The organism is Streptomyces sp. NPDC005898, from assembly GCF_040629635.1.
Taxonomy (GTDB): Bacteria; Actinomycetota; Actinomycetes; order Streptomycetales; family Streptomycetaceae; genus Streptomyces.
In genome coordinates, this window is record NZ_JBEXWC010000025.1 from 105,897 (window position 1) to 116,651 (window position 10,755).

Annotated in this window: 11 protein-coding genes; 6 read left to right on the forward strand and 5 right to left on the reverse strand. The window is 73.5% G+C overall.

Features of this window, described 5'->3' with window-relative positions; genetic code table 11:
* The first annotated feature begins 12 nt into the window (after positions 1-12).
* The gene (locus tag ABZ385_RS27445) at positions 13-768 is read left to right on the forward strand and encodes a decaprenylphospho-beta-D-erythro-pentofuranosid-2-ulose 2-reductase (protein WP_358589110.1); all 756 of its coding nucleotides are present in this window, start codon (positions 13-15) and stop codon (positions 766-768) included.
* Positions 769-857: 89 nt separating this feature from the next.
* On the opposite strand, the gene ABZ385_RS27450 is transcribed toward ABZ385_RS27445, so the two are convergent.
* Positions 858-1,439 (reverse strand): 2'-5' RNA ligase family protein, encoded by a 582-nt coding sequence (locus ABZ385_RS27450; RefSeq protein ID WP_358589108.1) that lies wholly within the window; start codon positions 1,437-1,439, stop codon positions 858-860.
* 70 nt (positions 1,440-1,509) lie between these two features.
* Positions 1,510-2,523 (reverse strand): tryptophan--tRNA ligase, encoded by a 1,014-nt coding sequence (trpS, locus tag ABZ385_RS27455; RefSeq protein ID WP_358589105.1) that lies wholly within the window; start codon positions 2,521-2,523, stop codon positions 1,510-1,512.
* A 311-nt stretch (positions 2,524-2,834) separates the two neighbouring features.
* On the opposite strand from trpS, the gene rocD reads away from it, so the two are divergent.
* Positions 2,835-4,073 carry an ornithine--oxo-acid transaminase gene (gene rocD, locus ABZ385_RS27460; RefSeq protein WP_358913634.1) on the forward strand — a complete coding sequence of 413 codons (1,239 nt, stop codon included), beginning with the start codon at positions 2,835-2,837 and terminating at the stop codon, positions 4,071-4,073.
* Between the two features lie 85 nt (positions 4,074-4,158).
* On the opposite strand, the gene ABZ385_RS27465 is transcribed toward rocD, so the two are convergent.
* Both ABZ385_RS27465 and ABZ385_RS27470 read right to left on the reverse strand, forming a co-directional pair.
* On the reverse strand, positions 4,159-5,343 hold the full coding sequence (locus ABZ385_RS27465; protein WP_358913635.1) for a glutathionylspermidine synthase family protein: 1,185 nt from the start codon (positions 5,341-5,343) through the stop codon (positions 4,159-4,161).
* A 27-nt stretch (positions 5,344-5,370) separates the two neighbouring features.
* Positions 5,371-5,700, reverse strand: coding sequence for a hypothetical protein (locus ABZ385_RS27470; protein WP_358589116.1), 330 nt, complete (start codon positions 5,698-5,700; stop codon positions 5,371-5,373).
* A gap of 364 nt (positions 5,701-6,064) precedes the next feature.
* On the opposite strand from ABZ385_RS27470, the gene ABZ385_RS27475 reads away from it, so the two are divergent.
* The gene (locus tag ABZ385_RS27475) at positions 6,065-6,925 is read left to right on the forward strand and encodes a hypothetical protein (protein WP_358589114.1); all 861 of its coding nucleotides are present in this window, start codon (positions 6,065-6,067) and stop codon (positions 6,923-6,925) included.
* Positions 6,926-7,505: 580 nt separating this feature from the next.
* On the opposite strand, the gene ABZ385_RS27480 is transcribed toward ABZ385_RS27475, so the two are convergent.
* The gene (locus ABZ385_RS27480) at positions 7,506-8,912 is read right to left on the reverse strand and encodes a PLP-dependent aminotransferase family protein (RefSeq protein WP_358913636.1); all 1,407 of its coding nucleotides are present in this window, start codon (positions 8,910-8,912) and stop codon (positions 7,506-7,508) included.
* A 46-nt stretch (positions 8,913-8,958) separates the two neighbouring features.
* Here ABZ385_RS27480 and ABZ385_RS27485 point away from each other — a divergent pair, with 46 nt between their 5' ends.
* Genes ABZ385_RS27485 through ABZ385_RS27495 form a run of 3 tightly spaced genes read left to right on the forward strand, consistent with a single transcriptional unit; the run spans position 8,959 to position 10,681 of the window.
* Positions 8,959-9,477, forward strand: coding sequence for a carboxymuconolactone decarboxylase family protein (locus ABZ385_RS27485; RefSeq protein WP_358701581.1), 519 nt, complete (start codon positions 8,959-8,961; stop codon positions 9,475-9,477).
* The gene (locus ABZ385_RS27490; RefSeq protein ID WP_358589094.1) at positions 9,474-9,920 is read left to right on the forward strand and encodes a carboxymuconolactone decarboxylase family protein; all 447 of its coding nucleotides are present in this window, start codon (positions 9,474-9,476) and stop codon (positions 9,918-9,920) included. Before ABZ385_RS27485 ends, ABZ385_RS27490 begins: the two co-directional genes overlap by 4 nt.
* Positions 9,917-10,681, forward strand: a complete 765-nt coding sequence (locus tag ABZ385_RS27495; RefSeq protein WP_358913637.1) for an isocitrate lyase/phosphoenolpyruvate mutase family protein — start codon at positions 9,917-9,919, stop codon at positions 10,679-10,681. Before ABZ385_RS27490 ends, ABZ385_RS27495 begins: the two co-directional genes overlap by 4 nt.
* Positions 10,682-10,755 lie beyond the last annotated feature (74 nt).

A 10,755-nucleotide genomic window follows, 5' to 3' on the forward strand; every position in this document is an offset into this window, starting at 1 on the left:
AGATCGGTACTCATGAAAGACGCCTTCGGCACCCCCCAGTCCCTGCTCGTCCTCGGCGGCACCTCCGAGATCGGCCTGGCCACCGCCCGGCGTCTGATCGCGCGCCGCACCCGCACGGTGTGGCTGGCCGGCCGGCCCTCACCGGCCCTGGAGCAGGCCGCCGCCGGGCTGCGCGACCTGGGCGCGGACGTGCGGACCGTCGCCTTCGACGCGCTCGACCCCGAGTCCCACGAGGAGCACCTCGGCAAGGTCTTCACCGAGGGCGACATCGACATGGTGCTGCTCGCCTTCGGTGTCCTCGGCGACCAGGCCCGCGACGAGGACGACCCGCTCTCCGCGGTGCGGGTCGCGCGGACCAACTACACCGGGGCGGTCTCCGCGGGCCTGGTGTGCGCGCGGGCCCTGCAGTCCCAGGGGCACGGCTCCCTGGTGGTGCTCTCCTCGGTCGCGGGCGAACGGGCCCGCCGCTCGAACTTCATCTACGGCTCCAGCAAGGCGGGCCTGGACGCCTTCACCCAGGGCCTCGGCGACGCGCTGCACGGCACCGGGGTGCATGTGATGGTCGTCCGGCCCGGCTTCGTGCGCTCGAAGATGACGCGGGGCTTGGAGGAGGCGCCGATGGCGACCACTCCGGAGGCGGTGGCGCTGGCCATCGAGACCGGTCTGCGGCGGCGCTCGGAGACGGTGTGGGTGCCCGGCGCCCTGCGGGTGGTCATGTCGGCGCTGCGGCACCTGCCGAGGCCCGTCTTCCGGCGGCTGCCGCTCTGAGCGGACGGGCCCGGCGCGGCCGTTTTTTCGCGGTGCGTGGCCGCCCGGAACACGACTGCTCGCCGGGCGTACGCCCGGCGCGCGTCCGCTCAGCGCGCGGGCAGTGAGCCGCGGGCGGCCGGGTAGGGCGACTGGGGCGGCACCACGGGGCCGCCGAAGGCGAACTCGCGCAGCTTGCGCCAGATGCCGTCGGAGCCCTGCTCGTACAGCGCGAACCCGGTGCACGGCCACGCGGCCTCGTACTCCGAGAGCTCGGCGTACGCCCGGTCCATGGCCTCTTCGGAGATGCCGTGCGCCACTGTGACATGCGGGTGATAGGGGAACTGCAGTTCGCGCGCCATCGGGCCCGACGCGTCCCGGACCCGCTCCTGGAGCCAGGAGCAGGCCGCGCCACCCTCCACCACCTGGACGTAGACGACAGGGGACAGCGGACGGAAGGTGCCCGTGCCGCCAAGGCGCATCGGGAAGGGGCGGCCCGCCGCCGCCACCGACATGAGGTGCGCCTCGACCGCGGGCAGCGCGGAGGCCTCCACCTCGGTCGGCGGCAGCAGGGTCACATGCGTGGGGATGCCGTGCGCCGCGGGGTCCCCGAAGCCCGCGCGCCGCTCCTGGAGCAGGCTGCCGTGTGGCTCCGGGACCGCGATCGAGACGCCGATCGTTACGGTCCCCACGTCGTACTCCTGTCGTCCTGTCGTCGTGTTCGTCGTGTTCGTCGTGTTCGTCGTGTCGGCGGGGCGGGGCTCAGTGCTTGGCGGGCAGGAAGCCCACCTTGTCGTACGCCTGCGCGAGGGTCTCGGCGGCGACGGCACGGGCCTTCTCCGCGCCCTTGGCCAGGATCGAGTCGAGCGTCTCCGGATCGTCCAGGTACTGCTGGGTGCGGTCCCGGAACGGGGTGACGAACTCGACCATGACCTCGGCGAGGTCGGTCTTCAGCGCACCGTAGCCCTTGCCGGCGTACTTCTGCTCCAGTTCCGCGATACCGGTTCCGGTGAGCGTGGAGTAGATGCTCAGGAGGTTGCTGACACCCGGCTTCTGCGCCACGTCGTAGCGGATGACGGTGTCGGTGTCCGTGACGGCGCTCTTGACCTTCTTGGCGGTGGCCTTGGGCTCGTCGAGGAGGTTGATCAGGCCCTTGGGTGTGGACGCCGACTTGCTCATCTTGATCGACGGGTCCTGGAGGTCGTAGATCTTCGCCGTCTCCTTGAGGATGTACGCCGACGGCACGGTGAACGTCTGCCCGAAGCGGCCGTTGAACCGCTCGGCGAGGTCCCGGGTCAGCTCGATGTGCTGGCGCTGGTCCTCGCCGACCGGGACCTGGTGGGCCTGGTACAGCAGGATGTCCGCGACCTGGAGGACCGGGTAGGTGAACAGGCCGACCGAGGCGCGGTCGGCGCCCTGCTTGGCGGACTTGTCCTTGAACTGCGTCATGCGGGAGGCCTCGCCGAAGCCGGTGAGGCAGTTCATCACCCACGCCAGCTGGGCGTGCTCGGGGACGTGGCTCTGGACGAAGAGCGTGCAGCGCTCGGGGTCGAGGCCGGCGGCGAGCAGCTGGGCGGCGGCGAGGCGGGTGTTGGCGCGCAGCTCGGCGGGGTCCTGCGGCACGGTGATCGCGTGCAGGTCCACCACCATGTAGAAGGCGTCGTGGGACTCCTGGAGCGCCACCCACTGGCGCACCGCGCCGAGGTAGTTGCCGAGGTGGAACGAGCCGGCGGTGGGCTGGATCCCGGAGAGCACACGAGGACGTTCAGAGGCCATGCGGCCCATTCTCTCAGGTGACCCTCATTGCTCGGAAACAGGTTGGGGCGGAAGTCCGCGCGCCGGGGTGGCGGCGGGTGGCGGGGCGGCGGGCCCGCCGCCCCTGATCCTCCCCCGCGGAAGATCAGCTCGGGGTCGCTCGCCCGTGCGCCAGTGACCGTGCTGTCCGGGCCGCCACGGCCGGCGCGCCGATCCGGCAGGTTTCCCCCTCCGCGATGCGAGCGACGATAGAACCGGAACCACCCGGCAGAACGTGAACCATCCGGCAGAACGTGTACCATCCGGCCGCCATCACCGGCCCACGCCGCAGGATGAACGGAGACCCCGTGTCGAGTACGCCCTCTCCCCGCACGACCAGCGAGCGGTTCATCGCCTCGGCCGAGGCGCACAGCGCGCACAACTACCATCCGCTGCCCATCGTGGTCGCCTCCGCCGAGGGCGCGTGGATGACCGACGTCGAGGGGCGCCGCTACCTCGACATGCTCGCCGGGTACTCCGCGCTCAACTTCGGGCACGGCAACCGCCGGCTGATCGACGCGGCCAAGGCGCAGCTGGACCGCGTGACGCTGACCTCGCGGGCCTTCCACCACGACCGGTTCGCCGAGTTCTGCGCGCGCCTGGCCGCGCTGTGCGGCAAGGAGATGGTGCTGCCCATGAACACCGGCGCGGAGGCCGTGGAGACGGCCGTCAAGACCGCGCGGAAGTGGGGGTACAAGGTCAAGGGCGTACCGGACGGCCGGGCGAGGATCGTCGTGGCCGCCGACAACTTCCACGGCCGGACCACGACCATCGTCAGCTTCTCCACGGACGCCGAGGCGCGGGCGGACTTCGGCCCGTACACGCCGGGGTTCGACGTCGTGCCGTACGGGGACCTGGCGGCGCTGCGGGCCGCAGTGACCGAGGACACCGTGGCGGTGCTGCTGGAACCGATCCAGGGCGAGGCCGGGGTGCTTGTGCCGCCCGCCGGGTACCTGGCCGGGGTCAGGGAGCTGACCCGGGAGCGCGGGGTGCTCTTCATGGCCGACGAGATCCAGTCGGGGCTCGGCCGGACGGGACGTACGTTCGCGTGCGACCACGAGGGCGTGGTCCCGGACGTGTACGTGCTGGGCAAGGCGCTCGGGGGCGGTGTGGTGCCGGTCTCCGCGGTGGTCGCCGACGCCGACGTGCTCGGGGTGTTCCGGCCCGGCGAACACGGGTCGACGTTCGGCGGCAACCCGCTCGCCTGCGCCGTGGGCCTGGAGGTGGTCGCCATGCTGGAGACGGGCGAGCACCAGGCGCGGGCCACGGAGCTGGGCGAGCATCTGCACGCCGAGCTGGGCCTGTTGACCGGCACCGGCAAGGTGAGCGAGGTGCGCGGGCGCGGGCTGTGGGCGGGCGTCGACATCGCCCCGGCGTACGGCACGGGCCGCGCGGTCTCCGAGAAGCTGATGGACCGCGGGGTACTGGTGAAGGACACCCACGGCGCGACGATCCGCATCGCTCCCCCGCTGGTGATCAGCAAGGAGGACCTGGACTGGGGGCTGGACCAGCTGCGGGCCGTGCTGAGCTAGCGGTTTCCTGGGCGGGGCGGGCCGGGGGCGGGTGGCCTGGGCGTGGTGGTCGCCGGGGCGGTGGTCCGGGGGCGAAGGCAGGCGGTCAGAGGATGACGTGGGGGAGGAATCGGGCGTACTCGTCCGTGATCAGGCCGGAGGACTCCCTGATGCCGAGTCCCGCCGCCTCGTCCTCCACGACCCATGCGCCGAGCACGACGCGGTTGCCGTCGAAGTCCGGCAGTGGCGCCAACTCCTGGTAGCAGCACGGCTCCTCGCGCGGGGCGGCGGTCGTGCCCGGCTCGTGCACCGTGACGCCGGCGCCCTCCCGGCCCAGCAGCGGCTTGGCGACGTAGCCGCGGCCCTGGGCCAGTTCGCGCGGGCCGTCCAGGTAGGCGGGGAGCAGGTTCGGGTGGCCCGGGTACAGCTCCCACAGGACGGCCAGGAGCGCCTTGTTGGACAGGAGCATCTTCCAGGCCGGTTCGATCCACAGGGTCGAGCCGGTGCCGCCGCCGTTGTCCAGGGTCTCCAGGACGTGCGGCGCGAAGCGGTCCGTGGTCAGCCACTCCCAGGGGTAGAGCTTGAAGCAGGACCGCAGGAAACGGAGCCTCTTGTCCACGAAGCGGCGCGAGAGGCGGTCCCAGCCGATGTCCTCCATGGCGATGGAGTCCGTGGCGAGGCCCGCCTGTTCGGCCGTCTCCCGCAGATAGGCGACCGTCATCAGGTCCTCGCCCAGCTCGTCGGCGGCGGAGTGCGCGAAGTAGAGCGGGCCGCCGGGCGGCAGCAGCGCGGCCTGCCCCCGCCAGGCATCCACGAGGCGCTCGTGGAGGGAGTTCCACTGGTCGGCGCCGGGGAAGCGCTCCTCCATCCAGAACCACTGCGGGCTCGCGGCCTCCACCAGAGAAGTGGGGGTGTCGGCGTTGTACTCCAGCATCTTCGCCGGGCCCGTGCCGTCGTACCGCAGGTCGAAACGGCCGTAGAGGGACGGGAGTTCGGCCCGGCGGTGCCAGGCCTCGGTGACGGCGGCGGCCACCCGCGGGTCCGTGATGCCGAGGTCGGCGAGGCGGTCGTGCGCCACGATGTGCGCGGCGGCGGCCAGGCACATCGCGTGCAGTTCCTCGACCACCTCCTCCAGCGCCTCGACCTCGGGCAGCGAGAAGACGTAGTACGCGCTCTCGTCCCAGTAGGGGCGCAGGGTGTCGTCGGGGTAGCGGGTCAGGGGGTAGATCAGTCCCTGGTCCTCGACGGTCCGCTGCCAGTCGGGGCGGGGGGTGATCGTGCGGCGTTCCATGGCGTACGCGTCTCGTTCCGGCCGCGGTCAGCCGCCGCCGCTGCCGCCGTCGCCCGAGCAGCCGAAGCCGTCCCGGTCCACGGCCTCGCTGCGGCTGAACGTGCCGTCGTCGGCGTAACGGCCGTCGACGTCGGCGTCGTAGTACCAGGCGGCGTCCGTGCGGCCCGACGTCCTGCCGCCGTGCGAGCCGGTGCCCGTCTTGCGGCCCTTGCCCGCGGAGGAGCCCTGGGAGCCGGTCTTGCAGTTCTTGTCGGCGACGATCCGGTAACCGCGGAAGCCGTCGTAGCTGTCCCGGTCCACGCAGCGCCGGTCCGGGTCCGAGCCGCAGGAGGTGAGGGTCGCCGCGAGGACGCCCATGCCGCCGAGCACGACGGTGCTGGAGCGGAGGCGCCGGGGCTTTTTGCGGGCCGCCTGGGCCTCGGTCCCGGTTTGGGCCCCGGTCCCGGGTTGGGCCTCGGTCCCGGGTTGGGCCTCGGTCCCGGGTTGGGCCTGGGCCTGGGCTTGGGCTCCGGTAGGTGCCTGGGCTCTGGTGGGTGCCTGGGCTTGGGGCTGCGTCTCTGTTTCGGGTGACGTTTTTGTCGGCTGCTGTATTCGTGCCATCCGTGCAGCGCCTCCCCCGTCGGTGCGTGTGATAGGCGGTCAGCCTAGTGGCCCGCCCGGCCGTCGCCCCTCGGGTCTTCCCCGACTTGCCGTCGTCTACAGTCACTTCGTGTCTCTTGGGATGTTTTGCGCACTCGGCTCAGCGGTCTGCTTCGGTACGGCCTCGGTTCTCCAGGCGGTCGCCACCCGTGCCACCGCGCCCGGCACCGGCTCCGGCGTCGACCCGGCGCTGCTGATGCGCGCCCTGCGCCAGTGGCGCTACCTCGTGGGCCTCGCGCTCGACGGGCTCGGCTTTCTGCTGCAGATCGTGGCCCTGCGGTCCGTCCCCATCTACGCGGTGGGCGCGGCGCTCGCCGCGAGTCTCGCCGTCACCGCGGTGGTCGCCGCCCGGCTGCTGCGGGTGCGGCTCAGCGGCGCCGAGTGGGGTGCCGTCGCCGTGGTCTGCGCGGGGCTCGCGATGCTCGGGCTCGCCTCCGGGGACGAGGGGGAGCACGGCGGTTCCACCACCCTGCGGTACGTGATGCTCGGCGTCGCGGTGGCCGTGCCCGCGCTCGGAGCGGTGGCCGGGCGGCTGCCCGACCGGGGGCGGGCCCTGGCGCTGGGGCTCGGCGCGGGGTGCGGTTTCGGGGTGGTCGAGGTGACCGTACGGCTCGTGGACTCCGTCCGGCCCGGGGCGCTGCTGGCCAACCCCGCGACGTACGCCCTGCTGGTGGGGGGTGGGGCGGCCTTCCTGCTGCTGACGTCGGCGTTGCAGCGGGGGTCGGTGACGGCCGCCACCGCCGGGCTGGTGATCGGGGAGACGATCGGGCCCGCGCTGGTGGGCGTGGTGTGGCTGGGTGACCGCACCAGGGAAGGGCTGGGGTGGCTGGCGGTCCTGGGGTTCGCGGTGGCGGTCGCCGGGGCGTTGGCGCTGGCGCGGTTTGGCGAGGCGGGGGTTGCGGCGGGCGCGGATGTTGCGGCGGGCGCGGGGGCGGGGCGGTGACTGGCGGGGGCCTCGCCTTTCCCGTGCCGGGGGCTTGGTTGTCGGTGGGGGTGACTTGACTGGGGTGGGGTGTTCTTCTGCGGGAGCGTTGTGGGTGCTCGCGCCGTTCCCCGCGCCCCTTTCCCTGGGTTTCGCCGGGGGGGCGTCGTGTTCCTCGGCCCTTGGCGCGTCCGCTCGGCGCGGAGGTGTTCCTGCTGCGGGAGCGTTGTGATTGAGCGCGCCGTTCCCCGCGCCCCTTTGCCCGGGTTTCGCCGGGGGCGTCGTGTTCCTCGGCCCTTGGCGCGTCCGCTCGGCGCGGAGGTGTTCCTGCTGCGGGAGCGTTTTCGTTGCTCGCGCCGTTCCCCGCGCCCCTTTTCGCCGGCTTCGCCCGGACCCCCGTCATGTTCTCCTGCCCGTCGGCGCGGGGGGCCCGGACCGGGGGTGTTCTTTCTGCGGGAGCGTTGTGGGTGCTCGCGCCGTTCCCCGCGCCCCTTTCCCTGGGTTTCGCCCGGGCCCCGTCATGTTCTCCCGGCCGTCGGCGTGGGGTGCCTGGGCCGGGTCGTGTCGGTCCTTGTGTCCCTTTCCCGGGGGGCGCCGGGGGTTAGGGGAGGGTTCGGCACAGGGAGGTCAGGGCTGCGGGCCAGGCGTGGTCCGGGGGGGTTCCGTAGCCGACCACCAGGGCGTCCCGGGAGGGCGCCGTCGCCAGGGGGTGGCGGAAGCGGGAGAGGCCCTGGACCGCCAGGCGCTCCCAGTTGGCGGCCTGGACGACGGACTGCTCCGTGCCCGGGGGGAGTTCGAGGACCGCGTGGAGGCCCGCCGCGATGCCCGTGGCACGGGTCTCCGGCGCGTGTTCGGCGAGGGCGGCCACCAGGCGGTCCCGGCGGCGCCGGTACCGCAGCCGCGCGCCCCGCACATGACGGTCGTACGCCCCGGAGGTCAGGAACTCCGCGAGCGTCAGCTGGTCGAGCGTGCCGCAGGACCACCCGGCGGCGTCCTTCTCGCCGAGGACCTCGTCGCGCAGCCCGGACGGCAGCACCATCCAGCCGAGGCGCAGCCCGGGCGCCAGGGACTTGCTGGCCGTGCCGAGGTAGACCACGTGCTCGGGGTCGAGGCCCTGGAGCGCGCCCACGGACTGGCGGTCGTAGCGGAACTCCCCGTCGTAGTCGTCCTCCAGGATCAGCCCGCCCTCGCGCCGCGCCCACTCGACGGCCGCCGCCCGCCGGTCGGGGTGCAGCGGTACGCCCATCGGGAACTGGTGCGCGGGCGTGAGCAGCACCGCCTTCGCGGCGCCCGCGCCGAGCCCGGCCGTGTCCGTGCCGAGGCCGTCGAAGCCGAGCGGCGCGGTCCGCAGGCCCGCGCGGTGCAGCAGGTGCCAGTGGATGTCCAGGCCGTACGACTCCACGGTGACCTCCCGCAGCCCGCGCCGGCGCAGCACCCGGCCGAGGATCGACAGGCCGTGCACGAACCCGGCGGTGATGACGACGCGGTCGGGGTCGGCGCGCACGCCGCGCGCCCGTGCGAGGTAGCCGGCCAGGGCCTCGCGCAGTTCGACGCGGCCGCGCGGATCGCCGTACCCGAACGCCTCGTTGGGCGCCGCCGCCAGCGCGCGCCGGGCCGCCTTGAGCCACTCGGCGCGCGGGAAGGAGGCGAGGTCGGGGGTGCCGGGGCTGAGGTCGTACGTCGGCGCGCCCGCCGGCCTGCGGGCCGGCGTGGGCCGCACCGGCGGCGCGACCGGGCGTTCGGCGACCCGCGTCCCCGACCCCTGGCGGGCGGTGAGCCAGCCCTCGGCGACGAGGTCCCCGTACGCGTCGGCGACAGTGTTGCGCGCGACGCCGAGGTCGACGGCGAGGGACCGGGACGAGGGCAGCCGGGTGCCGGGGGCGAGCCGGCCGCCGCGCACGGCCTCGCGCAGAGCGTCGGTCAGCCCCTTGCGGACGCCGAGGCGCGTGGCGTCGCCGCCCGTTTCCAGATGCAGGTCGACGCCCAGAGTGGCCCACGATTCTCCCATGGAAATGGACCATACCGGTGGGCTACCGCGACCGTAGGGTCGAGGCATGACGACGAACGAGGACACCGCCCGGAACACCGCCGCCAAGGAGTACGGCCACGAGCACAGCCCCCGCCTCGCCTGGGCCCAGCACGCCCCCGAGGTGTTCAAGGCCATGATCAAGCTCGACGCGGCGGCCCGTAAGGGCCTCGACCCGGTGATCTTCGAGCTGGTCAAGATCCGCGCCTCGCAGATCAACCGCTGCGCGCTCTGCCTGGACATGCACACCAAGGACGCGCTCGCGGCCGGCGAGAGCGTCGAGCGGATCGTCCAGCTCAGCGCCTGGGAGGAGTCGCGGCACTTCTACACGGCCAAGGAGGTCGCCGCGATCGAGCTGACCGAGGCGATCACCGTGCTCACCGACGGCTTCGTGCCCGACGAGGTCTACGAGAGGGCCGCGGCGCACTTCGACGAGGCGGAGCTGACGCAGCTCATCGCCGCGATCACGGTGATCAACGCGTGGAACCGCTTCGGCGTCTCCACCCGCCAGGTGCCGGGCCACTACAAGGCCGGTGACCACAAGTGACGCCGCGTACCGCCCAGTTGGACAAGCGGGTCGCCGGCGCCCTGAGCGAGTTGAGCGCCGCCGCCAAGCGCGGCCTCGGCGACCCGGTGCTCGCGGAGCTGGTCATGGTGCGGGCCTCGCAGATCAACGCGTGCGCGTTCTGCCTGGACATGCACGTGGAGATCGCCCTGAAGAACGGTGAGACGCCCAAGCGCCTCGCCCTGCTGAACGCCTGGGAGGAGGCCGGGGAGCTGTTCGGCGAGCGCGAGCGCGCGGCCCTCGCGCTGACGGAGGCCGTCACCCTCCTCACCGACCGGTTCGTGCCGGACGAGGTGTACGAGAGGGCCGCGGCGCACTTCGACGAGTCCGCGCTGGCCCATCTCATCGGCCTGATCACCGCCATCAACAGCTGGAACCGGCTGATGGTGAGCCGCCGTGTCGAGCCCGGCGGGTACGCCCCGTGAGCGCCCCGGGCCCCGGACACGCCCCGGGCCCCGCGAGCCCCGTCGACACGCTGCGCGCGCTGCACCACGGGCGGGCGCCCGGCGACCCGCTGGTCCTGCCGGGCCCCTGGGACGCGGTGAGCGCCCGGACCCTCGAGGAGGCGGGCAGCCCGGCGCTGGCCACGCCCAGCGCGGGGATCGCGCTGTCGCTGGGGTACGAGGACGGGCAGGTGCCGCCCGGGGAGATGTTCGCGGCGATCGCCCGTATCACCCGGTCCGTGTCCGTGCCCGTGAGCGCGGACGTGGAGGACGGCTACGGCCTCGCGCCGAAGGAGCTGGTCGAACGGCTCCTGGCGGCCGGGGCGGTCGGCTGCAACCTGGAGGACTCCGTGGGCGGCACGGGTGCGGGCTCGGCGACTGCTCTCAGGGACCCCGCCGCGCAGGCCGACTTCCTCGCGGAGGTACGGGCGGCGGCGGGCGACCGCCTGTTCGTCAACGCGCGCGTGGACACGTTCCTCAGGGGCGAGCCGGACCCCGAGGCCGCGATCGCGCGGGCCCGCCTGTACGTGGCGGCGGGCGCGGACTGCGTGTACCCGATCCTGGCGCCGCCGCAGACGATTCCCGCGCTGCGGGCGGGCATCGAGGGCCCGCTCAACGTCCTCGCCCGCCCGGACGGCCCGTCCCCGCGCGAGCTGGGCCACCTGGGCGCGACGCGCGTCACGTTCGGACCGGGCCTGCTGCACAAGGCGATGCGGGCCCTGGCGGAGCCGATCGGACAGTAACGGGTGGGTGGGAGACGTCCGCCGCGAAGCGGCGGTGCCGTGGGGGCCCCCCCCCCCCCCCCCCGCCCCCGCGC

Coding starts and splice junctions, on each gene's coding strand:
- ABZ385_RS27445 (WP_358589110.1), top strand. CDS start 13: ATGAAAGACGCCTTCGGCACCCCCCAGTCCCTGCTCGTCCTCGGCGGC.
- trpS (WP_358589105.1), bottom strand. CDS start 2,523: ATGGCCTCTGAACGTCCTCGTGTGCTCTCCGGGATCCAGCCCACCGCC.
- rocD (WP_358913634.1), top strand. CDS start 2,835: ATGAACGGAGACCCCGTGTCGAGTACGCCCTCTCCCCGCACGACCAGC.
- ABZ385_RS27465 (WP_358913635.1), bottom strand. CDS start 5,343: ATGGAACGCCGCACGATCACCCCCCGCCCCGACTGGCAGCGGACCGTC.
- ABZ385_RS27470 (WP_358589116.1), bottom strand. CDS start 5,700: ATGGGCGTCCTCGCGGCGACCCTCACCTCCTGCGGCTCGGACCCGGAC.
- ABZ385_RS27475 (WP_358589114.1), top strand. CDS start 6,065: ATGTTTTGCGCACTCGGCTCAGCGGTCTGCTTCGGTACGGCCTCGGTT.
- ABZ385_RS27480 (WP_358913636.1), bottom strand. CDS start 8,912: ATGGGAGAATCGTGGGCCACTCTGGGCGTCGACCTGCATCTGGAAACG.
- ABZ385_RS27485 (WP_358701581.1), top strand. CDS start 8,959: ATGACGACGAACGAGGACACCGCCCGGAACACCGCCGCCAAGGAGTAC.